Consider the following 22,066-nt stretch of genomic DNA (forward strand, 5'->3'; position numbering starts at 1 on the left):
GTTTACCCCCGTTGGGTCGCGAAGCGGCCCTAAAAATGGGACTGCTGCGCAGTCCAACGGGGATAAATCCCCTCGCCACAAAAGCCAGTTCGACCCAACTTACGATGCCGAACATCAGATTCAGTAGAGACCCAGCATGAGACTGTCCCGCTTCTTTATCGACGCCCCCTTGAGCACCGGCGAACACGAGTTGCCCGAGGCCCAGGCCCATTACATCAGCCGCGTGCTGCGCATGGCCGTGGGTGATGCGCTGCAACTGTTCGACGGCTCGGGCCATGAGTTTCGCGCCACGCTGATGGAGGTCGGCAAGAAGCGCGTCGTCGTGCAGATCGATGAAAGCTTCGCCGGGCAAATCGAGTCGCCCTTGCAGATCCACCTCGGCCAGGGCTTGTCCCGTGGCGAGCGCATGGATTGGGCGATTCAGAAAGCCACCGAACTGGGCGTTACTGAAATCACCCCGATCTTCAGCGACCGCTGTGAAGTCCGCCTGAAAGACGAACGCGCCGACAAACGCCTGATGCATTGGCGCCAGGTGGCGATCAGCGCCTGCGAGCAATGCGGGCGCTCACGGGTGCCGGTGATTCATCCGCCGCTGTTGTTGGCGGACTGGTTGAAGCAGACCGAGGCCGAACTGAAATTGGTGCTGCACCCGGTGGCTGAACCGTTGGTGAGTCATGCCAAGCCTGGGACGTTGGCGTTTCTGATCGGCCCGGAAGGCGGGTTATCGGATGCGGAAGTGGACCAGGCCAATGGGGCTGGTTTTCAAGCCGCCCGCCTCGGCCCTCGAGTTTTGCGCACCGAGACCGCGCCGGTGGTGGCGTTGGCGGTCGCCCAACAGTTGTGGGGTGACTTCTAAGACGTCATCGCGGGCAAGCCCGCTCCCACAGGGACGCCGCTGTACCTGTGGGAGCGGGCTTGCCCGCGATGGTCGCGACTCGGTCTACAAGACGTAAAACATAATCGCCACAAAGTGCAGCAAACTCCCCGCAATCACGAACAAATGCCAGATCCCGTGCGCATGCCGCAACCGATGATCGAGTGCAAAAAAGACAATCCCCACGGTATACAGCACCCCGCCCGACGCCAGCCAGGCAAAACCCGTGCTGCCCAACGCCGCGAGCAACGGCTTGACCGCCACCAGCACGATCCAGCCCATCACCGCATAAATCACGATCGACAGAATCCGCGCTTCCGAACGCGGCTTGATCTCTTGCAGGATGCCGATCAGCGCCAGCCCCCAGACAATCCCGAACAGCGTCCAGCCCCAAGGCCCGCGCAAGGTCACCAGGCAAAACGGCGTGTAACTGCCGGCAATCAGCAGGTAGATCGAAAAGTGATCGACCTTCTGCATGATCGCTTTCTTGCGCCCGCGCACGCTGTGGTAAACGGTCGACGCGCTGTAAAGCACCATCAAGGTGAACCCGTAAATCGCCACGCTGACGATCTTCCAAGGGCTGCCGTCCATGCTGGCAATCACCAGCATCCACACCACCCCGACCGTCGCCGCCACTGCCCCGACCAAATGCGTCCAGGCGTTCAATCGTTCCCCGTGATACATGTGTTGCCCACCTCAAAATTCGTTACAACATTGCGCAAGGCTCAGCCCATCAAGCAGAGAGGCGGATAGTTACGATCATCTGGCTAACCCGGCCGTAACGAGCAACTCCTCCAACGCCAACAAATCCGGGACCTTCGCCACTTGCTCCCCCACCTGCACCGCCGCCTGTTCCAGCGGACACAACGGCACATCCACATAGCTCAACTGACTGTCGAGCTTGTACGACCGCGGAATCCCCTGCACCAGCAGCGCAATGAACTTCAGCTCTGGCCGCCCACCAAGAGCGTTGAGAATCACGATCCGCGCCCGCTCGCCGATGACGATTTTATTGCCGCACGCCGACTCGAAACTCAGCAACGGAATCTGCCGGTCCCGCCACGTCACCAACCCCAGGTACCACGGCGGCGTGTCCAGATCGAACGCCCCCGGTTGATAGTCAATCAACTCCGCCACCGCCACGTTCGGCAGAATCAGATTGCGGTCAGCCAAGGGCAACAGCAGGCCGGTGAGATTGCTGGTGCGATGCTCAAGCATGGGTTTTGCTCCACAACGCGATGCTGTCGAGCAGCACCGATTCCTGGTACGGCTTGCCGAGGTAGTCGTTGACGCCGATGGCCATGGCGCGGTCGCGGTGTTTCTGGCCGGTGCGGGAGGTGATCATGATGATTGGCAGGTGCTGCAAACGTTCATCACCGCGTACTTGGGTCGCCACTTCGAAACCGTCCATGCGCGGCATTTCGATGTCGAGCAGCATCACGTCGGGCAGGTGGTCTTCGAGCAGCAGCATGGCGTCGACCCCGTCCTTGGCGGTCAGCACGTTCATGCCGTGGCGCTCCAGCAGACGGCTGGTGACTTTGCGCACGGTGACCGAATCGTCGACCACCAGCACCAGCAGCGGCTTATGCGGCTCGACTTCCGGGTCCTGGGTCTGCGTCCGTTGCGGCGCCTGGGCCTGCATGGCGCGGATCGGCGCCAGCAAATCGAGGATCAGCACCACCCGGCCATCGCCCAGAATCGTCGCCCCGGACAACCCCTGCACCGCCGCAAACTGCGGGCCGAGGCTTTTGACCACGATCTCGCGCGTGCCGGCCATGGAGTCAACCTGCACGGCGATGTGTCGCTCGTTGCATTGCACCAGCAAGACCGGCAGCGGCAGGCTCTGGCCCAACAGTTTCGGACGAGTGCTGGTTTTCAGAAGTTCGCCGAGATAGCACAGCTCATATGTTTGCCCGGCGTATTCGTAGGTCGGCGGATCGAGCCGGTAATGCCCTTCGAGTTCGTTGGGCAGCACGCGAACGATGCCGTCGATGGTGTTCAGCGGGATCGCGTATTGATCCTCCAGACATTGCACCATCAGCGCGCGGTTGACCGACACGGTGAACGGCAGGCGGATCCGGAAATGCACGCCCTGCCCCGGTGTCGAGTCGATGACCATGGTGCCGCCGAGCTGCCGGACTTCTTCGTGAACCACGTCCATGCCCACGCCACGCCCGGAGATCTGGGTGATTTTCTCGGCGGTGGAGAACCCCGGTTGCAGGATGAATTGCAGCACGTCGCGGTCGCTTATGTCGGCGTCCGGCGCCAGCAACCCGCGCTTGATTGCCTTGCGCCGCACCGCGTCCAGCGGCACGCCTGCACCGTCGTCGCGGATGTCGAAAATGATGTCACCGCCCTCGCGGGACAGGTCGAGGGTGATGCGCCCCTGGGCCGGTTTACCGGCCGCGATCCGCACCTCAGCCGATTCCAGGCCGTGGTCCACGGCGTTGCGCAGCATGTGCTCCAGCGGTGCCGCCATGCGTTCGAGCACATTGCGATCCATCTCGCCTTCGGCGTTGCCGACCACAAACTCAACGTCTTTGCCCAACTCACTGGAGACCTGGCGGACGATGCGTTTCAAGCGCGGCAGCATGCGCTCGAACGGCACCATGCGCGTACGCATCAGGCCTTCCTGCAATTCGGTGTTGATGCGGCCTTGCTGTTGCAGCAGGTTTTCCGCGTCCTGATTACGCCGGTCGAGGGTTTCCTTGAGGTCGAGCAGGTCGGAGGCGGATTCGAACAGCGCTCGCGACAACTGCTGCAACTGCGAGTGACGGTCCATTTCCAGCGGATCAAATTCCTCGTAGCCCAGGCGTTCGGCGTCGACTTGCTGGCGGCTGAGAATCCGCCCCTGGGTTTCGGTGTCGAGCCGCCGCAACTGATCGCGCATCCGCTCGATGGTGGTTTCCATCTCGCTCAGGGCCACCCGCGCATCGTTGACCTGCTGCTCGATACGGCCACGGAAGATCGACGTTTCGCCGGCGAGGTTGACCAGATCATCGAGCAGTTCTGCCGAGACCTTGACCATGTCGGCGCCCGCTTCGGCTTGCGGCGCCGGGGTGTCGGGTTTCGGCGTGGCGGGCACCACCACCGGCGTATCGAGAACAGCGGGATGACTGAAATTCTTGATCGCATCGATCAACCGATCGGCGAGCGGCAAGGGCTGACCGGCGCGGGTGGCATCGAGCATTTGCGCCAGTCGGTCGTGACTGCTTTGCAGCAGCGCGAACAGCGCCGGGGTCGGTTGCAGCACGCCAGCGGACAAGCCTTCGTAGAGAAATTCCAGCTCGTGGGCGAGGTCGCCGATGGGGGTGATTTCCACCATCCGCGCACCGCCCTTGAGCGTGTGCAGATCGCGCAACAGGGTTTCCACTTCCTGACGGTTCGATGGCTCGGCTTGCCAGCGCACAAGGGCGGCGCCGGAGTTTTCGATGATGTCGAAACCTTCCTCAAGGAAGATGTCCAGCAGCTCGGGATCATGGCCCGGCAAGTCATTGGCCGGTGCGGGCTCCGCCGCTTCGGCGGTGTGGGTGTTGCCCTGACGGAACTCGCGAATCGCTTCGATCAGCTCGTTCGGGGTGCCCAGAGCGTGCTGGTTCTGCAACTGCTCAAGCAGCACCGCGAGCCGGTCATGGCTCTGTTGCAGCAACTGCGCCAGGGTTTCGCTGTGGCTGTAACGGCGGTCCACCAGACCTTCGTAAAGGCTTTCCAGTTCATGGGCCAGATCGCCGACCGGCTCGACCTCGGCCATCCGCGCGCCGCCCTTGAGGGTGTGCAAATCCCGCTGCAAGGACGACAGCGGTGCGGCGTTGTCCGGGTCGCTCAGCCAGCGTTGCAAGGTCTGGCCGGCGCTCTCGAGGATATCCACCGCTTCTTCAAAGAAGATCGAAACGATCTCATCGTCCAGTTCGACCTGAGTCGCGGTCTGTTCCAGTTCCGCGGTGGCACTGCCCAGTTCCCGGATGCTCAGGGTGCGGCTGCCATCGCTGCGGATCAGGCCCATGGACGATGGATCAAGGCTTTCATCTAGCAAGCCGCGCAAGGCCCGGATGCGTTCCGGTTGCGGGCTGACTTCCTGGCCGGCGGCGAGTTCGTCGAGCATGTTGATCAGCGCTTCGTGGGCACTTTGCGCCTCGTGGAAAAAGCGGTCGCTGACCGCCAGGCTGCTCTCTTCCACCGCGCCGTACAGGTCGAGCAACGCTTCGCACAATTCATCCACCGGGTGCAGATCGGCGAGGTGCGCGCCTTCGCCCAAGGTAGTCAATTCGTCCAGCAACGCGCTGAGTTCCTGACGCTCGCCGGGGTGCTGCTGCCAGCGCTGCAACAGGCTTTCGGCGTCCAGCAGGATGTCCATGCCCTGGGCCAGGAAGTTGTTGATCAGTTGCGGATCACGCTTGATTCGCAACGCGGTGCTGGGCGCTTTCAACAGCGCGTCCAGACGCTCGGCGAGCAGCGTTTTGGTGCGTTCGATCAGCGAATCAGCATCCTGTATCTCGGCCAGCGGATCATCCTTGAGTTGCCGCAGCCCGAGACGGAACAACCCTTCGGCTTCCAGAAGCAGTTCGACTTCGTCGAGGTCGAGGGCGATCAGGTGCGCCTTGTATTCGCGGGCCAGTTGATCCAGTGGCGTCGCCAGCTCGGCGATAGGCAACACGCCGGCCATCGACGCGCTGCCCTTCAAGGTGTGCAACGCCCGCTGCAACTCGTCGCTGGCCTGCAACGGCACATGCTCGGCGGCTTGGTCGAGGAAGCGGTTGAGGCTGGCGAGATGGGTCTCGGCTTCCTTGCGGAAGATCTCCAGCAACAGCGGATCGAGGGCCGCGACGTCCTGGGTGTCTTCATCGCTGGCGGGCGTATCGCCTTTGGCAAGGGCATGGGCGCGAGCGGCCAGTTGGTCGACCTGATTGCATTGGCGTTGGGCATTGGCGGCAAATTCAGCCACCCGCTCCGGCAGCAGCTTCAGTACATCGCTGAGTAGTTGTTGCACCGCAGGGCCAGGCGCAACGCTGTGCTCCAGCACGCGGTTGAGCAGGTTTTCCACGGACCAGGCCAGTTCGCCCAGCACCAGCGCGCGGACCATCCGGCCACTGCCTTTCAAGGTGTGGAACGCCCGGCGCAGTTCACTCAACGCGGCTTTGTCGTCCGGATTGGCCGTCCAGCGCGGCAAGTATTCCCGGAGGATATCCAGGACTTCATCGGTTTCTTCGAGGAAGACTTCCCGCAGCTCATCGTCCACCGGTTCTTCGCCGGCGGGCGGTGGCAGCAGGCTGCCCGGGGTGGTCAGGGCTGGTGGATTGACCGAAGATACCGGGCTGGCCAATACATCGGCCAGCGACTGAACGGTATCGGGGTCATCGAGTTCCTGCAGGTCCTGCATCACCTGGGCTTCACTCGGGCTGAGTACATCCTCAAGCATCGGCACATGCTGTTCGCTGGGGAAAAACCCGAGTGACGCCAGGCTCTTTTCCGCCACGTCGAGCAGCTGTTCGCCCGGTGCTTCGGGGTCGTCGCTGAGACGCTCCAGGTAATACTCGATGCTGGTGATGACGTCGGCCAGGCTGTCCAGTTCCTGCCAGCCGGGCTGGTCCGGCTCGAGCAGCAGATGCTCGCGAATGAAGTGGTTGCAGGTTTCGATCAGGTTCGCCGCGCGGCCCAGCGGAATCATCGACAGCGCGCCGCGCACCTGGGTCAGCAACGCCGGCAAGGCTTGCAAATGCTGGCGATCCCAGTCGGCGTCGATGTAGTCGACGATCATGTCCTTGGCCTGTTGCAGGCAGATGCGCGCTTCCTTGATCACGATCTGATGGATCTGCGTCAGGTCGGTAGTCGGCAGGTGACTTTCTTCCTGGCTTTCCGGCTCAACGGTGCCGACCATGCCGGCCAGCGTCGCTTCGACGTAGAGCAAGGCCCCGGCGACGTCCATGAGTATGGCGTCGTTGGGTTCGCGCTGGCCCTGAGCAAGGCTCAGCACCACCGCCAGTTGATCGATGATGACTTTGCGCGGCTGGCCGAAACCCAGCACCGCCAGGGTGTCGGCGATTTGCCGCAACGGCGCCAGCAGGGTTTCGAGGTCCGAGGTGTGCTGGCGGTCGCTGCGCACGAACAGGTCGAGGCGCTCCTTGACCCGCACCAGCTCCTCACACAGCGCGGCCAGCACCGAACGCATCGCGTCACGGTCGGGTCCGGCGAGGCGGGCGCGTTCTTCGTCGACCATTGCGCTGTCAGGCAGTGCGTCGTCCAGTGAGTAACGATCTTTCATGGTCAGCATCTGCCCGGTGGGATGTTCGGCCTTGGCAATGTAGAACAGCAGACTCTTGAGCAACTCCGGCGGTGCCGGCTGATTGATGCCACGTATGCCCTGTTCGAGCAGGCGTTTGAGTTCTTTGTCGGCGTCCTTGAACAGACTGCGCAGCGCCGGGCTGTTGGCAATCGAGCCAGCGCGCATGCCTTCGACCAGCGCCGAGGCGACTTGCCACAATGGGCTGAGGGGCGCGTTGCCGCACAGTCCTTCAAGGCGTGAAAAAACCTTGGTCAGGTAACCGAGGTTAGTGTCGTCATCCTGTTCGCGCAGCAATCCGACCAACGCCATCTGCAACATCTGCCGCAACTTGCGTAGCACATTGGGTAAATCCGCCGGCTCCAGCAGGGCCAGCGACGCTTCGTCCAACACCGGCAGGTCCAGCAATTGCGGGCTGAACAGGCTGGTTTCCGACAACAGGCTTTCGCCCCGGGCACTGCGCAAGTCGTTGAGCAACGGCAGCACCACCAAGGGCAGGTCACGGCGCGCACCTTGCACCCGGTCGAGGTAGATCGGCAGTTGCCCGAGGGCTTGCAGCAACAGATGAAGCGCCTCGTCGCGATGACTGATGCGGTTCTGTTGCAAGGCGATGACCAGGTGTTCCATTTCTTCGGCGAGCAGGGCCGCGCCGTAGAATTCGACCATCTGCAAACTGCCGTGAACCTGATGGATGCACGCCAGGCAATCGCTCAGGGCGTGCGTCGCCTGGGGGTCATCAAGCAGGGTTTCGATGGCTTGATGAGCCACTTTCAGCGTTTCGGCAATCTCGCCTTTGACCCACTCGAGGGCCACATAGTCGTGCCGATCACCCATAACCACTCCAAATCACTGCTCTACTCAAAAAAACGCAACCACCTGCGGGCGCTTCACACTTTATCCGCAGCCTGCACCTTCGCCGCCGGCAAGGTGAAACCGGACACCGAACGCCGCAGCTGACTGGCCATTTTCGCCAGGTTGCCGATGCTCTCGGCGGTGGCGGTGGAACCCGATGACGTCTGCGTGGTGATCTGCTGGATCACGTTCATCGTCAGGGAAATCTGACCGGCCGAAGACGTCTGTTGCTGCGCGGCGTTGGAAATACTCTGGATCAGCGCCGCCAGGGTCTTCGACACACCTTCGATTTCTTCCAGGGCCACTCCGGCATCCTGCGCCAGACGCGCGCCGCGCACCACTTCGGTGGTGGTCTGCTCCATGGAAATCACCGCTTCGTTGGTGTCGGTCTGGATCGCCCGCACCAGGGTTTCAATCTGCCGGGTCGCGGCGGACGAGCGCTCGGCCAGGCGCTGCACTTCGTCGGCCACCACCGCAAACCCGCGCCCGGCATCACCGGCCATCGAGGCCTGGATCGCCGCGTTGAGCGCGAGGATGTTGGTCTGGTCGGCAATGTCATCGATCAGGCTGACAATGTCGCCAATTTCCTGAGAAGACTCGCCCAGACGCTTGATGCGCTTGGCCGTGTCCTGAATCTGCTCGCGGATGTTGTCCATGCCGTGGATGGTGTTATGCACCACCTCGTTGCCCTTGTTGGCGATTTCCACCGAACGCTCGGCCACCGCTGAGGACTCGGCGGCGTTGGCCGAGACCTGGTCGATGGACTGCGCCATGTCGTTGATTGCGGTGGACGCTTCGCTGATCTGTTGGGCCTGATGTTCCGAAGCCTGGGCCAGGTGCATCGCGGTGGCCTGGGTTTCCTGCACGGCGGCGGCGACCTGGCCGGCGGTGAGGTTGATGGTCGCCACCAGGTCGCGCAGTTGATCAACGGAATAGTTGATCGAGTCGGCGATGGTCCCGGTGAAGTCTTCGGTGACCGAGGCGGTCACGGTGAGGTCGCCGTCGGCCAAGTCTTCGATCTCGTCGAGCAGACGCATGATCGCGTTCTGGTTGCGTTCGTTCTTCTCGGCGGTTTCGCGCAGTTGGCGATTGGTTTCGCGAACCATCACCAGGCCGATGAGGATGATCGACATCAGTGCCAGCAGGCCCAGCACGTAACCGCCGATGGTGTCGGTGTCGCGCCCGCCGGCAAGGTTTTCGAACCCGGTGGCCAGGTGCGAGGCTTCGTCGAGCAGGGTTTGTGACAAGGAGAAAATGTTGGTCGCCGATTCGCGAACCTTGAACAGCTCCGGCGAGGTTTCGAGGATTTCATCCACAGAGCCGGAGACGAATTCGAACAGCTCGGAAATCTCGGTCAAGCGGGCGCGCGCATCGCGGTCTTCGACCTGGCTGACCCGCAGCGACGCATTGCCCTGGAGCATGCCGTTGAGCACCTGACCGAATCGCGCAGCGTCACGACCGAACGCGTCGGCGGCCTGTTGCGAGTTTTCATCGCCGGACAACACGGTGTTCACCGCGCCCAGGATGCGTTCGGCCAGCAGCGATTGACGCTGGGCCATGGCCACCTGAGCGGCCGGAGCGCCACGCTGCAAAAGGATTTCGACGACTTTCTCGTATTCGACCTGCAACTGCGGCACGGTTTCGGCCAGCGTCGCGGCGACCTGATGCAGCGACAGCACGGTCTGCTCGCTGGAGAGAATCGCGTCGGTGTTTTTCAGCAGGCGTTCCCAGTCCAGCTGCACAGCACGCATTTCCGGGCGCACGGTGGAAGGCGCCGGTGGCAGGCCGGTGGCCGGGTCGCCTTTCTTCAGGTAACCCCAGCGCTGGGCGAAGTCGTTGCGCGCATCGCTCAGCAGCTTGAACGCGGCGGCCTTGCCGGCAGCGGCTTCGGTGGCGTTTTTAGCGATACGCTGGGACAGCACGCGCAGCTCGCCGGCGTGGCCGATGTACTGTTTGTCGTACGTGGCTTGAGTGTTGAGATAAGCGAAGTTGGCGAACAGCAGCATGATGAAGATGATCAGCGCGATGAACAGCGCGATGATCTGCGAGCGGCTGCGCGATCCTTCCGGCTTGCCTGTTTTTGTTTTTATCATCGGTCCTCGCCTGTACTGCCCAATTCAACGACGCCCTTGTAGGAGCGAGGCTTGCCCGCGAAGCAGGCGCTACGGTCTTACAGGAACACCGCGTTTTCGTTCTTCGCGGGCAAGCCTCGCTCCTACAGGATTGCGGCGTTGCCTTGATTACAACGCTACATGCATGAAGCTTTGCGACTGCGCCAACGTAAACGGGCTGAATATTTGCCACGCCTGCTCACGCTGAAACCGGCCCTGGACGAACGCTGCAATCGGCCCGTGCAGATCGACCATCGACACCGGCTCCAGGCTGTCCTGGGCAAAGTGCTGCAAGCCGAAGACTTCGTCGACCATCAACCCGGCAAACACGTCGCCGTGTTCCACCACCAACACCCGCCGCTGTTTGCGCAGGGTTGACTGTTCATGACCGAAGAAGCTGCACAAATCCATGATCGGCAGCAATCGCCCGCGCAGGTTGGCCACCCCCTTGACCCAGGGTTTGACGCCCGGCAATTGGGTGAAACGCGGTTCGTGCAGGACCTCGCTGACTTCGCCCATGGGTGCGACGTACCAGTGCTCGCCCAAGCGAAAGCCGATGCCGCTCCAGCGGTCCTGTCGGGTCGGCTGGGACGGCAGATCCGCCGCCAGCAGACGACAGCGCTGGTCGATCTGCAGCAGCAGTTCGAAAGCCGTCAGCGACTCGGTCATGGCTGGGCGATCAACCGGCCAGCACGTTGTTCAGGGTTTTGATCAGGGTCTCTTCGTCGACCGGCTTGGTCAGGTAATCCCTGGCGCCCTGGCGCGTGCCCCAGACTTTGTCGGTTTCCTGATCCTTGGTGGTGATGATGATCACCGGGATGTGCCCGGTGTCCGGGTCTTTGGTCAACTGGCGGGTCGCCTGGAAACCGTTGAGGCCGGGCATGACGATGTCCATCAATACCGCGTCAGGTTTTTCCTGGCGGGCCAGGGCCACGCCGTCGGCGCCGTTTTCGGCTTTCAACACTTCATGACCGTGCTTTTCCAGCATGCCGGTCAGTTTGTACATTTCGGTCGGCGAATCATCGACGATCAGAATACGTGCCATGGTCTTCCCCATTCTTGTCGACGCCGGGCCCGCTGGCCGAGCGTCACTGTGCGTGTCCTACTGCGGCAAAACGGCGGCGAAGCCCGGTACATGGGCCTGGATCGCGTTCAGCAGTTCTTCCTTGCTGAAAGGCTTGGTCAAAAACTGGTCGGAGCCGACGATGCGCCCCTTGGCCTTGTCGAACAGCCCGTCCTTGGACGACAGCATAATCACTGGCGTGGACTTGAACGCGCTGTGGTTCTTGATCAGCGCGCAGGTCTGATAGCCATCCAGGCGCGGCATCATGATGTCGACAAAGATGATGCCGGGGTGGTTGTCGGCAATCTTCGCCAGGGCATCGAAACCGTCGATGGCCGTGATGACTTCACAACCCACGTTCTTCAACAGCGTTTCGGCGGTGCGGCGAATCGTCTTCGAATCGTCGATCACCATGACCTTCAAGGCGCTGGAATGCTGGTCCATAAATGCTCTGCCGTCGCCTTTGCGAATCAAATTGTCCGTTTTTCGGTTACCGGTGGCTCGAAACCCTTGATGTTCAAGGGCCAGCACCACGTGGCAGCCTTTTTAGCACAGTCTCCAACACCAATCTATCGGCCGACTGGCACAGTGGTTTTTCCTTGACCGGGAACACACTCAGCGCCACTCTGACGCCACTTTTTCGTGTCCGTTCGGACCACCCAAATTCGAGGAAAAACCCATGAGCGTTCGCGTCGGGATTGTCATGGATCCTATTGCCAGCATCTCCTATAAAAAGGATAGCTCGCTGGCCATGCTGCTGGCCGCACAGAAGCGCGGCTGGGAACTGTTCTATATGGAACAGCGCGATTTGTATCAGGGTGAAGGCGAAGCCCGGGCGCGGATGCGTCCGCTGAAAGTCTTCGCCAACCCGGAAAAATGGTTCGAACTGGAAGCCGAGACCGACGCGCTGCTGAGCGATCTGGATGTGATCCTGATGCGCAAGGATCCGCCGTTCGACATGGAGTTCGTCTACTCCACGTACCTGCTGGAACAAGCCGAACGCGCTGGCGTGCTGGTGGTCAACAAGCCGCAAAGCCTGCGTGACTGCAACGAAAAGCTGTTCGCCACGCTGTTCCCGCAGTGCACGCCGCCGACCGTGGTCAGCCGCCGCGCCGACGTGCTGCGTGAGTTCGCCGCCAAACACGGCGACGTGATCCTCAAGCCGCTGGACGGCATGGGCGGCACCTCGATCTTCCGTCATCGCGCGGGCGATCCGAACCTGTCGGTGATTCTGGAAACCCTGACCGCGCTGGGCACCCAGCAGATCATGGGCCAGGCCTACCTGCCGGCGATCAAGGACGGCGACAAACGTATTCTGATGATCGACGGCGAGCCGGTGGATTACTGCCTGGCGCGGATCCCGGCGGCCGGTGAAACCCGTGGCAACCTCGCGGCCGGTGGCCGTGGCGAAGCCCGCCCGTTGAGTGACAAGGATCGCTGGATCGCTGCACAAGTCGGCCCCACCCTGCGTGAGAAAGGCTTGCTGTTCGTGGGTCTGGACGTGATCGGCGAGCACCTGACGGAAATCAACGTCACCAGCCCGACCTGCATTCGCGAGATTGATAATGCGTTCGGCACCGACATCGGCGGCCTGCTGATGGATGCCATCGATCAGAAGCTCAAGGCTCGTTGATATAGAACACCCAAGATGAAACCAACATTGCGTTATCATCCGCGGCCTGTGAAAAACGCGATGTTGGTTTTTTTGTCATGACGCTCCCGTCCGATTTGCCCGCTGAACTCGCCCATCGTGGCGTGCGCCCGGCCGATCGCCTCGGATTTACCCTGTTTCTGGCGGCGTTGATTCACCTGGCTTTGCTGTTGGGCGTCGGGTTCACGATGGTCGAACCCCAGCAGATCAGCAAAACCCTGGAAATCACCCTCGCCACCTTCAAGAGCGAAAAGAAGCCGACCAAGGCTGATTTCCTCGCCCAGGAAAATCAGGAAGGCAGCGGCACCCTGGATAAAAAGGCGATTCCCAAGACCACCGAGGTCGCGCCGTTCCAGGACAACAAGGTGCAGAAAGTCACGCCACCGCCGGCCGCCAAGCCGCCAGTGCCGGAAGCAGCGCCCAAGGCTGCCGTGACCACGGTCGCGCCGAAGCCGAAAAAAGCCGCGGCCAAGAACGAAGAGATCAAGCCACTCACCAAACCTGCGGTGGCGGCGCCGACGTTCGACACTGAGCAGCTGTCCAGCGACATCGCCAGCCTCGAAGCGGAACTGGCCAACGAACAACAGTTGTATGCCAAGCGCCCGCGTATCCACCGCTTGAGTGCTGCGTCGACCATGAAAGACAAGGGCGCCTGGTATAAGGACGAGTGGCGCAAGAAGGTCGAGCGCATCGGCAACCTGAATTACCCCGACGAAGCGCGGCGCAAGCAGATCTACGGCAATTTGCGCCTGATGGTCTCGATCAACCGCGATGGCTCGCTGTATGAAGTGCTGGTGCTGGAATCCTCCGGGCAACCGCTGCTGGATCAGGCAGCGCAGCGGATTGTGCGGCTGGCGGCACCGTTTTCACCGTTTACCGGGGATTTGTCGGACATTGACCGGCTGGAAATCATCCGCACCTGGAAGTTTGCCCGCGGCGACAGACTCTCCAGTAATTGATCGATTGATTTGTGGTGATTGAGCCGACGCCTTCGCGGGCAAGCCTCGCTCCTACAGGTTTTGTATGTTTCGCGACAATGGCACATGACCTGTAGGAGCGAGGCTTGCCCGCGAAGAGGCCCTCAAGCAAAACCCGGATCAAAAGAACACCCGCCCAGGCAATTCCTGTGCATCCCCAGCTTGTCAGTTCGCCCCTCCAACGCCACACTAGCGCTCATGAAGAACGTCAGCCCCAGCTACCTCAAGCATCACTTCCTGATCGCCATGCCTCACATGGCCGACCCGAACTTTGCGCACACCTTGACCTATATCGTCGAGCACACGGCCAATGGTGCCATGGGGCTGGTGGTCAACCGTCCGCAAGACCTGAATCTGGCCGATATCCTCGAGCAATTGCGCCCCGACATCGAACCGCCGGTGCTCTGCCAGCATGTGCCGATCTTTATTGGCGGCCCGGTGCAGACCGATCGAGGTTTTGTCCTGCACCCTTCGGGCAAGACCTTTCAGGCGACCGTTGATCTGGAAGGCGACCTTTCCTTGTCCACCTCCCAGGACGTGCTGTTCGCCATCGCTGACGGTGTCGGCCCGGCAAAAAGCGTGATCGCCCTCGGCTACGCCGGTTGGGAAGCCGGGCAGCTCGAAGCCGAGCTGGCGCAGAACGCCTGGCTGACCTGCCCGTTCGACGCCGACATTCTGTTCAACACCAGCAGCGAACTGCGCCTGGACGCGGCGGCCAAGCACCTTGGGGTCAATCTCAGCCTGCTGACCAGCCAGGCGGGCCACGCCTGATGGCCCTGCGACTGATTCTGGGTTTTGACTACGGCACCAAACAGATTGGCGTTGCGGTCGGCCAGGTGATTACCGGCCAGGCCCGCGAGCTGTGCACCTTGAAGGCACAAAACGGTGTTCCCGACTGGAATCAGGTCGAAGCCCTCATTAAAGAGTGGGAGCCCGACGCTGTCGTCGTCGGCCTGCCGCTGAACATGGATGGCACGCCGAGCGACATGTGCCTGCGCGCGGAGAAATTCGCCCGCCGCCTCAATGGCCGCTACAACCTGCCCTTCTATACCCACGACGAACGCCTGACCACCTTCGAAGCCAAGGGCGAGCGGCGTGATCGGGGCGGGCAAAAGGGCAGCTACCGCGACAACCCGGTCGATGCCATCGCCGCCGCCCTGCTGCTGCAAGGCTGGCTCGACGAAAACACCGCACTGTTCGAATCCTGAAGCGCCGTCACAGCGTCTCTCTTAGCTACAACCCGAGCCAAACCCCGCACGCACCGGCTCGGGCCCAAGAAGGAGCAACCATGAGCCTGCCCAATCCCGCCGAACTGATCAGCCAGATGGCGATCCGTCTCAAGGCACACCTGGAACACCGTGGCATCAGCGAACCGCGCTACATCGGCATTCGTACCGGCGGCGTCTGGGTCGCCCAGGCGTTGCTCGAAGAACTGGGCAGCGATTCGCCCCTCGGCACCCTGGACGTGTCCTTCTACCGCGACGACTTCAGCCAGAACGGCCTGCACCCGCAAGTGCGCCCGTCCGCCTTGCCGTTCGAAATCGAAGGCCAGCACCTGGTGCTGATCGACGACGTGTTGATGAGCGGTCGGACCATCCGTGCCGCCATGAATGAGCTGTTCGATTACGGCCGCCCGGCCAGCGTGACGCTGGTGTGCCTGCTGGACCTCGACGCCGGCGAGTTGCCAATCCGCCCGAACGTAGTCGGCGAGACGCTGGCGCTTGCGGCCCACGAGCGGGTGAAGCTGTCGGGCCCGGAGCTCAAGCTCGAACTGCAAGACCTCGCCCTTTAATCCGCCCTATTGAGAGTCCCCCTCGCGATGACGCCTCTAGAAACCAAGCGCCCGCTGCAGCTCAATGATCAGGGCCAGCTGCGACACTTCCTCTCGCTCGACGGTTTGCGCCGCGAGTTGTTGACGGAAATCCTCGACACCGCCGACTCGTTCCTCGAAGTCGGCGCCCGGGCGGTGAAGAAAGTCCCGCTGCTGCGCGGCAAGACCGTGTGCAACGTGTTCTTCGAGAACTCCACCCGCACCCGCACCACCTTTGAACTGGCGGCCCAGCGCCTGTCGGCCGACGTCATCACCCTGAACGTGTCCACGTCGTCGGCGAGCAAGGGCGAAACCCTGCTCGACACCCTGCGCAACCTGGAAGCAATGGCGGCCGACATGTTCGTCGTGCGTCACGGTGATTCCGGCGCGGCGCACTTCATCGCCGAACATGTCTGCCCGCAAGTGGCGATCATCAACGGCGGCGACGGTCGTCACGCGCACCCGACCCAAGGCATGCTCGACATGCTGACGATCCGTCGGCACAAGGGCGGCTTCGAAAACCTCTCAGTGGCCATCGTCGGCGACATCCTGCACTCGCGGGTGGCACGCTCGAACATGCTGGCGCTGAAAACCCTCGGCTGCCCGGACATCCGTGTGATCGCGCCGAAAACCCTGCTGCCGATCGGCATCGAGCAATACGGCGTGAAGGTGTACACCGACATGACCGAAGGGCTGAAAGACGTCGACGTGGTGATCATGCTGCGCCTGCAACGTGAACGCATGACCGGCGGCCTGCTGCCGAGCGAAGGCGAGTTCTACCGCCTGTTCGGCCTGACCACCGCGCGCCTGGCCGGCGCCAAACCGGATTGCATCGTCATGCATCCGGGGCCGATCAACCGTGGCGTGGAGATTGAGTCGGCGGTGGCCGACGGTCCGCACTCGGTGATTCTCAACCAGGTCACCTACGGCATCGCGATTCGTATGGCCGTGTTGTCCATGGCCATGAGCGGGCAGACAGCCCAGCGCCAATTCGAGCAGGAGAACGCCCAGTGAAGCTCAGCATTCTCGGCGCACGCGTTATCGATCCGGCCAGCGGCCTGGATCAAGTTACCGATATCCATATTGAAGCCTGCAAGGTCATTGCCTTTGGCGCCGCACCCGCCGGTTTTGTGCCCGTCGACACCATTGATGCCAGAGGTCTGGTGGCCGCCCCTGGCCTGGTTGACCTGAACGTCGCCCTGCGCGAGCCGGGTTATAGCCGCAAAGGCTCGATCGTCAGCGAAACCCGCGCCGCCGCGGCCGGTGGCGTGACCAGCCTGTGCTGCCCGCCGAAAACCAAACCGGTGCTCGATACTTCGGCCGTGGCCGAACTGATCCTCGACCGCGCCCGCGAGGCCGGCAACACCAAAGTGTTCCCGATCGGCGCCCTGAGCAAAGGCCTGGACGGCGAACAACTGGCCGAACTGGTCGCCTTGCGCGATGCCGGTTGTGTGGCTTTCGGCAACGGTCTGGAGAGCTTCCGCAACACCCGCACCCTGTGCCGGGCGCTGGAATACGCGGCGACCTTCGACCTGACGGTGATTTTCAATTCGCAGGACCATGACCTGGCTGAAGGTGGTTTGGCCCACGAAGGCCCGACCGCGAGTTTCCTCGGTTTGCCGGGCATTCCAGAAACCGCTGAAACCGTGGCCCTGGCCCGGGATCTGCTGCTGGTCGAGCAAAGCGGCGTGCGTGCGCACTTCAGCCAGCTCACCAGTGCTCGCGGCGTGGCCCTGATCGCTCAAGCCCAGGCTCGCGGCCTGCCGGTGACCGCCGATGTGGCGTTGTATCAACTGATCCTGACCGATGAAGCGCTGATCGACTTCAGCAGCCTTTATCACGTCCAGCCGCCGCTGCGCACCCGCGCCGACCGCGATGGCTTGCGCGCAGCGGTGAAGTCGGGCGTGGTTTCGGCCATCTCCAGCCATCACCAGCCGCACGAACGGGACGCCAAACTGGCGCCGTTCGGCGCGACCGAGCCGGGCATCAGCAGTGTTGAATTGCTGCTGCCGCTGGCGATGACGCTGGTGGAGGATGGGTTGCTGGATCTGCCGACGCTGTTGGCGCGACTCAGCACTGGGCCCGCCGAGGCGTTGCGTTTGCCAGCGGGCAAGTTAGCCGTAGGCGGACCGGCGGACATCGTGCTGTTTGATCCGGCGGCTTCGACCGTGGCCGGTGAGACCTGGCTGTCCAAGGGTGAGAACTGCCCGTTTATTGGGCATACCCTTCCGGGCGTCGTGCGCTACACCCTGGTGGATGGGCGCATTAGCCACCAGGCGTAAGACCGCGTCGCTCCAATCGCGGGCAAGCCCGCTCCCACAGTGATTGTGTGAGGCCACAAACTTGCGGCCAACCGATAACCCTGTGGGAGCGGGCTTGCCCGCGATGGCTTACTGGAAGGTGCCGCGATTCTGCGCGTTACGCACGGAAACCTGGTCATTCAGCGTCCAGAAGTCATACAAAACCCCCAGAAAGAACAACCCGCCCGTCACCAGGTACAGCAATCCGCTGATCCACTTCCCCTGATACATCCGGTGTACGCCGAATACCCCGAGAAACGTCAGCAGAATCCACGCCACGTTGTACTCGATGGGCCCGGCGCTAAAACGCAGGTCCGCTTCACGGTCCATCGCCGGGATCAGGAAGACGTCGATCAGCCAGCCAATGCCCAGCAAACCGAAGGTGAAAAACCAGATCGTCCCGGTCACTGGCTTGCCGTAATAGAAGCGGTGAGCCCCGGTAAAACCAAAAATCCACAGCAGGTAGCCGATCATTTTGCTGTGCGTGTCTTGCTGCGGGCCGGCCTGTTGATAGGTGTTCATGAAGGACCTCGATTCACACGATAGATAAATATTCTTGAATTCTTTGTGACTTTTTTACAGGTTGCCGACGTATGGCAAATGTTAACGTGGGTTCCGTCAAAGCCTTATACCACCTGACTTCTGTCCGACAATGGCGTCTATTTGCCGCTTATTTGGTTCCGTTGAGCGCAACTCGAATCGACCAACGGCCTCGGAAGGGCAAAAAAAGCTGTTATAAAGTTGCGCGCCAACCCATATGAGCCTTGCCTAATGCGTCCATTTTTCAAGACATGGCTAACCATTTGCCTTTTGATGCCACTGGCCGCCCACGCCACCAATCGTGAGCAACGTCTTCCAAACGTTAATGGTTACACCCAAAAATCCCATGTTTCTGCTCCTTCGAGCAAAAACAAGAAAACCGAAAAACGTGCTCCACAGCTGGCTAGCAAAAGCAGCCTTGTTCCGCCGATGGCGAGCAAGGAAAGCAGCAACGTGCTGAGTCGCGCCGTCAACGTCCTCGGTACACCTTACCGTTGGGGCGGCAGCAGTCCAAGTAAAGGGTTCGATTGCAGCGGCCTGGTGAAATACGCGTTCAACGACGCCACATTTGACCTGCCACGCACGTCCAATGCCATGGCCAGCGGTCATGGCGAGAAAGTCGATCGCAAGGATCTGAAACCGGGTGATCTGATTTTCTTCAACATCAAGAGCCGTCGGGTCAATCACGTTGCCATCTACCTGGGCAACGACCGCTTTATCCACGCACCACGCCGTGGCAAGTCGGTGACCATCGACACCTTGAAGAAACCGTACTGGGAAAGCCACTACGTGGTTGCCAAGCGGGTTATGCCGAAAGAGAAGAACACCATCCAGGTTGTTCAGCGCTGATTTGAAGTCCCCTTCGCGGGCAAGCCTCGCTCCTACAGGTTAAGCATGTGCCGCAAAAATGGCGCATGACCTGTAGGAGCGAGGCTTGCCCGCGAAGACATTTCTGAAGCAGTCAGAAATTATCCGGCGATCGCGCCTTCTCCCGCGCATGCTCCCGGCTGATCAAGCCCTTGGTCACCAAGTCTTTCAAGCACATGTCCAGCGTCTGCATCCCCAAGTTGCCCCCGGTCTGAATCGACGAATACATCTGCGCCACCTTGTCTTCGCGGATCAGGTTACGGATCGCCGACGTGCCGAGCATGATTTCGTGTGCCGCAATGCGCCCACCGCCGATCTTCTTGATCAGGGTCTGCGACACCACCGCCAGTAACGACTCGGACAGCATCGACCGCACCATCGACTTTTCGTCCCCCGGAAACACGTCCACAACCCGGTCGATGGTCTTCGCCGCTGACGTGGTGTGCAGCGTGCCGAACACCAGGTGACCGGTCTCGGCGGCGGTCAGTGCCAGGCGAATGGTCTCCAGATCGCGCATCTCCCCCACCAGAATCACGTCCGGGTCTTCCCGCAGCGCCGAGCGCAGGGCCGTGGCAAAGCTGCGGGTATCACGGTGGACTTCGCGCTGGTTGATCAGGCATTTGCGCGATTCGTGGACGAACTCGATCGGGTCTTCGATGGTGAGGATGTGGTGATGGCGATGGTTGTTCAGGTAATCGATCATCGCCGCCAGGGTGGTGGACTTTCCGGAACCGGTCGGGCCGGTCACCAGCACCAGGCCGCGCGGGGCCTCGGTGATCTTGCGAAACACCTCGCCCATGCCGAGGTCGTCCATGCTCAGGACCTTCGACGGAATGGTTCGGAACACCGCACCCGCCCCCCGGTTCTGGTTGAAGGCGTTGACCCGGAAACGCGCCACGCCTGGCACTTCGAAGGAAAAATCAGTTTCCAGGTGTTTCTCGAAGTCCACCCGCTGGGTGTCGTTCATGATGTCGTAGATCAGCTCATGCACCTGTTTGTGGTCCAGGGCCGGCAGGTTGATGCGACGCACGTCGCCGTCGACGCGAATCATCGGTGGCAGGCCGGCAGACAGGTGCAGGTCGGACGCGCCCTGTTTAGCGCTGAAGGCCAGCAGCTCAGTGATATCCATAGCGCTCCTCAATTCCAGTAGAATGCCGCCAACCTTCAGACCGCTGGCGCCTCTTGATGTCCACGATAGCAGACAACATTCTTCAGGTTAGTTCGCGCATCCGCGCCGCCGCCCTTGCCGCCCACCGCGACGAGCACAGCGTTCAACTGCTGGCGGTGAGCAAGACCAAGCCTGCCGAGGCCGTGCGCGAAGCGTATGCCGCAGGCGTGAGAGATTTTGGCGAAAATTACTTGCAGGAAGCCCTGGGCAAACAGCTCGAATTGGCCGACCTGCCCTTGATCTGGCACTTTATCGGCCCCATTCAATCGAACAAGACTCGCGCTATCGCCGAGCACTTCGCCTGGGTGCATTCCGTGGATCGTCTGAAAATCGCACAACGCCTGTCCGAACAACGCCCTGCCGATCTGCCGCCCTTGAACATCTGCATCCAGGTCAACGTCAGCGGTGAAGCCAGCAAATCCGGCTGCACCCCGGCCGACCTGCCGGCCCTGGCCAAGGCCATCAGCGAATTGCCGCGCATCCAGTTGCGCGGGTTGATGGCAATCCCTGAGCCGACTGACGATCGCGCCGCCCAGGACGCCGCTTTTGCTGCCGTGCAAAGCCTGCAAGCCAGCCTGAACCTGCCGCTCGACACACTTTCCATGGGCATGAGCCACGACCTCGAGTCGGCCATCGCCCAGGGCGCCACTTGGGTCCGCATCGGTACGGCCCTGTTTGGTGCCCGCGACTACAGTCAGCCTTGAATCATGGCTGACACACCTCTCTATAAGGACCTGACATGAGCAAGACTCGTATTGCCTTTATCGGTGCCGGAAACATGGCGGCCAGCCTGATCGGCGGCCTGCGCGCCAAAGGTCTGGACGCCGCACAGATCCGCGCCAGCGATCCGGGCGCCGAAACACGCGCCAAGGTGCAGGCCGAACACGGCGTTGAAGTTTTCGCTGAAAACGCCGATGCCATTCAAGGCGCGGACGTGGTCGTGCTGGCGGTCAAACCCCAGGCGATGAAAGCCGTGTGCGAAGCGATTCGCCCGAGCCTGAAGCCAAACCAACTGGTGGTTTCGATTGCGGCCGGCATCACCTGCGCCAGCATGAACAACTGGCTCGGTGCCCAGCCGATCGTGCGCTGCATGCCCAACACCCCGGCGCTGCTGCGTCAGGGCGTGAGCGGATTGTTTGCCACGGCCGAAGTGAACGCTGAACAACGCCAGCAAGCTGAAGAACTGTTGTCGGCCGTCGGCATTGCCCTGTGGCTGAACGAAGAGCAGCAACTGGACGCTGTCACCGCCGTCTCCGGCTCGGGCCCGGCGTATTTCTTCCTGCTGATCGAAGCCATGACCGCTGCCGGCGTGAAGCTCGGTCTGCCAGCGGACATCGCTGCCCAATTGACGGTGCAAACCGCGTTGGGTGCCGCACACATGGCGGTTGCCAGCGATGTCGACGCGGCTGAATTGCGTCGTCGCGTGACCTCGCCTGCAGGCACCACGGAAGCGGCAATCAAATCGTTCCAGGCCGGCGGCTTCGAAGCGCTGGTGGAAAAAGCACTCGGTGCCGCTGCGCACCGCTCGGCCGAGATGGCTGAGCAACTTGGCCGCTAATCAGCTCTTACAAAGGAA

The 22,066-nt window shown here is 61.6% G+C and carries 20 protein-coding genes; 11 read left to right on the plus strand and 9 right to left on the minus strand.

The window, feature by feature from the left end:
* Positions 1 to 136: 136 nt before the first annotated feature.
* Complete coding sequence (locus ACIQV9_RS14010; protein ID WP_403102209.1) at positions 137 to 856, plus strand: 16S rRNA (uracil(1498)-N(3))-methyltransferase; 720 nt, start codon at positions 137 to 139, stop codon at positions 854 to 856.
* An 84-nt stretch (positions 857 to 940) separates the two neighbouring features.
* Here the strand turns inward: ACIQV9_RS14010 and ACIQV9_RS14015 are convergent, their stop codons facing one another.
* The 7 genes from ACIQV9_RS14015 to pilG all read right to left on the minus strand — a co-directional run bounded on the left by ACIQV9_RS14015 (position 941) and on the right by pilG (position 11,621).
* The gene (locus ACIQV9_RS14015) at positions 941 to 1,558 is read right to left on the minus strand and encodes a hemolysin III family protein (protein ID WP_403102211.1); all 618 of its coding nucleotides are present in this window, start codon (positions 1,556 to 1,558) and stop codon (positions 941 to 943) included.
* 75 nt (positions 1,559 to 1,633) lie between these two features.
* Positions 1,634 to 2,092, minus strand: a complete 459-nt coding sequence (locus tag ACIQV9_RS14020; RefSeq protein WP_403102213.1) for a chemotaxis protein CheW — start codon at positions 2,090 to 2,092, stop codon at positions 1,634 to 1,636.
* Positions 2,085 to 7,985: an Hpt domain-containing protein gene (locus ACIQV9_RS14025; RefSeq protein ID WP_403102216.1), complete on the minus strand. Its 5,901-nt coding sequence runs from the start codon at positions 7,983 to 7,985 to the stop codon at positions 2,085 to 2,087. Before ACIQV9_RS14025 ends, ACIQV9_RS14020 begins: the two co-directional genes overlap by 8 nt.
* Positions 7,986 to 8,038: 53 nt before the next feature.
* Entirely contained in the window at positions 8,039 to 10,096 is a 2,058-nt protein-coding gene (locus ACIQV9_RS14030; RefSeq protein WP_403102219.1) for a methyl-accepting chemotaxis protein, read from the minus strand.
* Between the two features lie 147 nt (positions 10,097 to 10,243).
* Positions 10,244 to 10,783, minus strand: a complete 540-nt coding sequence (locus tag ACIQV9_RS14035; protein ID WP_403102222.1) for a chemotaxis protein CheW — start codon at positions 10,781 to 10,783, stop codon at positions 10,244 to 10,246.
* Between the two features lie 10 nt (positions 10,784 to 10,793).
* Complete coding sequence (gene pilH, locus ACIQV9_RS14040; RefSeq protein WP_060542929.1) at positions 10,794 to 11,159, minus strand: twitching motility response regulator PilH; 366 nt, start codon at positions 11,157 to 11,159, stop codon at positions 10,794 to 10,796.
* Positions 11,160 to 11,216: 57 nt separating this feature from the next.
* Positions 11,217 to 11,621: a twitching motility response regulator PilG gene (gene pilG, locus ACIQV9_RS14045; protein WP_219095115.1), complete on the minus strand. Its 405-nt coding sequence runs from the start codon at positions 11,619 to 11,621 to the stop codon at positions 11,217 to 11,219.
* Between the two features lie 235 nt (positions 11,622 to 11,856).
* Between pilG and gshB the strand changes: the two genes are divergently transcribed.
* From gshB to ACIQV9_RS14080, 7 genes are all read left to right on the plus strand, one after another.
* Positions 11,857 to 12,810 carry a glutathione synthase gene (gene gshB, locus ACIQV9_RS14050; RefSeq protein ID WP_131060578.1) on the plus strand — a complete coding sequence of 318 codons (954 nt, stop codon included), beginning with the start codon at positions 11,857 to 11,859 and terminating at the stop codon, positions 12,808 to 12,810.
* Positions 12,811 to 12,887: 77 nt separating this feature from the next.
* Positions 12,888 to 13,787 carry an energy transducer TonB gene (locus ACIQV9_RS14055; RefSeq protein ID WP_403102228.1) on the plus strand — a complete coding sequence of 300 codons (900 nt, stop codon included), beginning with the start codon at positions 12,888 to 12,890 and terminating at the stop codon, positions 13,785 to 13,787.
* A 216-nt stretch (positions 13,788 to 14,003) separates the two neighbouring features.
* Complete coding sequence (locus tag ACIQV9_RS14060; RefSeq protein ID WP_077747229.1) at positions 14,004 to 14,576, plus strand: YqgE/AlgH family protein; 573 nt, start codon at positions 14,004 to 14,006, stop codon at positions 14,574 to 14,576.
* Positions 14,576 to 15,013 carry a Holliday junction resolvase RuvX gene (gene ruvX / locus ACIQV9_RS14065; RefSeq protein WP_403102232.1) on the plus strand — a complete coding sequence of 146 codons (438 nt, stop codon included), beginning with the start codon at positions 14,576 to 14,578 and terminating at the stop codon, positions 15,011 to 15,013. The genes ACIQV9_RS14060 and ruvX overlap by 1 nt, the downstream gene beginning before the upstream one ends.
* A gap of 80 nt (positions 15,014 to 15,093) precedes the next feature.
* Positions 15,094 to 15,597 (plus strand): bifunctional pyr operon transcriptional regulator/uracil phosphoribosyltransferase PyrR, encoded by a 504-nt coding sequence (pyrR, locus tag ACIQV9_RS14070; protein WP_403102235.1) that lies wholly within the window; start codon positions 15,094 to 15,096, stop codon positions 15,595 to 15,597.
* Between the two features lie 27 nt (positions 15,598 to 15,624).
* Positions 15,625 to 16,629 carry an aspartate carbamoyltransferase catalytic subunit gene (locus ACIQV9_RS14075; protein ID WP_007897943.1) on the plus strand — a complete coding sequence of 335 codons (1,005 nt, stop codon included), beginning with the start codon at positions 15,625 to 15,627 and terminating at the stop codon, positions 16,627 to 16,629.
* Positions 16,626 to 17,897, plus strand: a complete 1,272-nt coding sequence (locus ACIQV9_RS14080) for a dihydroorotase (protein WP_403102238.1) — start codon at positions 16,626 to 16,628, stop codon at positions 17,895 to 17,897. Before ACIQV9_RS14075 ends, ACIQV9_RS14080 begins: the two co-directional genes overlap by 4 nt.
* Positions 17,898 to 18,005: 108 nt before the next feature.
* Here ACIQV9_RS14080 and ACIQV9_RS14085 read toward each other — a convergent pair whose 3' ends face one another.
* Complete coding sequence (locus ACIQV9_RS14085) at positions 18,006 to 18,437, minus strand: NINE protein (protein WP_403102241.1); 432 nt, start codon at positions 18,435 to 18,437, stop codon at positions 18,006 to 18,008.
* Between the two features lie 249 nt (positions 18,438 to 18,686).
* Here ACIQV9_RS14085 and ACIQV9_RS14090 point away from each other — a divergent pair, with 249 nt between their 5' ends.
* A complete protein-coding gene (locus ACIQV9_RS14090; protein WP_403102243.1) occupies positions 18,687 to 19,304 on the plus strand; it encodes a C40 family peptidase in 618 nt (205 codons plus the stop codon).
* A 112-nt stretch (positions 19,305 to 19,416) separates the two neighbouring features.
* Here ACIQV9_RS14090 and ACIQV9_RS14095 read toward each other — a convergent pair whose 3' ends face one another.
* Positions 19,417 to 20,451 carry a type IV pilus twitching motility protein PilT gene (locus tag ACIQV9_RS14095; RefSeq protein ID WP_109635591.1) on the minus strand — a complete coding sequence of 345 codons (1,035 nt, stop codon included), beginning with the start codon at positions 20,449 to 20,451 and terminating at the stop codon, positions 19,417 to 19,419.
* A gap of 56 nt (positions 20,452 to 20,507) precedes the next feature.
* Between ACIQV9_RS14095 and ACIQV9_RS14100 the strand changes: the two genes are divergently transcribed.
* Positions 20,508 to 21,194: a YggS family pyridoxal phosphate-dependent enzyme gene (locus ACIQV9_RS14100; protein ID WP_403102248.1), complete on the plus strand. Its 687-nt coding sequence runs from the start codon at positions 20,508 to 20,510 to the stop codon at positions 21,192 to 21,194.
* Between the two features lie 35 nt (positions 21,195 to 21,229).
* Positions 21,230 to 22,048: a pyrroline-5-carboxylate reductase gene (gene proC, locus ACIQV9_RS14105; protein WP_403102251.1), complete on the plus strand. Its 819-nt coding sequence runs from the start codon at positions 21,230 to 21,232 to the stop codon at positions 22,046 to 22,048.
* Positions 22,049 to 22,066: the final 18 nt, after the last annotated feature.

It is taken from the genome of Pseudomonas sp. NPDC099000, from assembly GCF_044759925.1.
GTDB lineage: Bacteria > Pseudomonadota > Gammaproteobacteria > Pseudomonadales > Pseudomonadaceae > Aquipseudomonas.

What these genes read in the sequence shown, in the direction of transcription:
- proC (WP_403102251.1), top strand. Translation starts at nt 21,230, where the DNA reads ATGAGCAAGACTCGTATTGCCTTTATCGGTGCCGGAAACATGGCGGCC.
- ACIQV9_RS14060 (WP_077747229.1), top strand. Translation starts at nt 14,004, where the DNA reads ATGAAGAACGTCAGCCCCAGCTACCTCAAGCATCACTTCCTGATCGCC.
- pyrR (WP_403102235.1), top strand. Translation starts at nt 15,094, where the DNA reads ATGAGCCTGCCCAATCCCGCCGAACTGATCAGCCAGATGGCGATCCGT.
- pilG (WP_219095115.1), bottom strand. Translation starts at nt 11,621, where the DNA reads ATGGACCAGCATTCCAGCGCCTTGAAGGTCATGGTGATCGACGATTCG.
- ACIQV9_RS14030 (WP_403102219.1), bottom strand. Translation starts at nt 10,096, where the DNA reads ATGATAAAAACAAAAACAGGCAAGCCGGAAGGATCGCGCAGCCGCTCG.
- ACIQV9_RS14055 (WP_403102228.1), top strand. Translation starts at nt 12,888, where the DNA reads ATGACGCTCCCGTCCGATTTGCCCGCTGAACTCGCCCATCGTGGCGTG.
- gshB (WP_131060578.1), top strand. Translation starts at nt 11,857, where the DNA reads ATGAGCGTTCGCGTCGGGATTGTCATGGATCCTATTGCCAGCATCTCC.
- ACIQV9_RS14035 (WP_403102222.1), bottom strand. Translation starts at nt 10,783, where the DNA reads ATGACCGAGTCGCTGACGGCTTTCGAACTGCTGCTGCAGATCGACCAG.
- ACIQV9_RS14025 (WP_403102216.1), bottom strand. Translation starts at nt 7,985, where the DNA reads ATGGGTGATCGGCACGACTATGTGGCCCTCGAGTGGGTCAAAGGCGAG.
- ACIQV9_RS14075 (WP_007897943.1), top strand. Translation starts at nt 15,625, where the DNA reads ATGACGCCTCTAGAAACCAAGCGCCCGCTGCAGCTCAATGATCAGGGC.
- ACIQV9_RS14015 (WP_403102211.1), bottom strand. Translation starts at nt 1,558, where the DNA reads ATGTATCACGGGGAACGATTGAACGCCTGGACGCATTTGGTCGGGGCA.
- ACIQV9_RS14095 (WP_109635591.1), bottom strand. Translation starts at nt 20,451, where the DNA reads ATGGATATCACTGAGCTGCTGGCCTTCAGCGCTAAACAGGGCGCGTCC.
- ACIQV9_RS14090 (WP_403102243.1), top strand. Translation starts at nt 18,687, where the DNA reads ATGCGTCCATTTTTCAAGACATGGCTAACCATTTGCCTTTTGATGCCA.
- ACIQV9_RS14010 (WP_403102209.1), top strand. Translation starts at nt 137, where the DNA reads ATGAGACTGTCCCGCTTCTTTATCGACGCCCCCTTGAGCACCGGCGAA.
- pilH (WP_060542929.1), bottom strand. Translation starts at nt 11,159, where the DNA reads ATGGCACGTATTCTGATCGTCGATGATTCGCCGACCGAAATGTACAAA.
- ruvX (WP_403102232.1), top strand. Translation starts at nt 14,576, where the DNA reads ATGGCCCTGCGACTGATTCTGGGTTTTGACTACGGCACCAAACAGATT.
- ACIQV9_RS14100 (WP_403102248.1), top strand. Translation starts at nt 20,508, where the DNA reads ATGTCCACGATAGCAGACAACATTCTTCAGGTTAGTTCGCGCATCCGC.
- ACIQV9_RS14020 (WP_403102213.1), bottom strand. Translation starts at nt 2,092, where the DNA reads ATGCTTGAGCATCGCACCAGCAATCTCACCGGCCTGCTGTTGCCCTTG.
- ACIQV9_RS14085 (WP_403102241.1), bottom strand. Translation starts at nt 18,437, where the DNA reads ATGAACACCTATCAACAGGCCGGCCCGCAGCAAGACACGCACAGCAAA.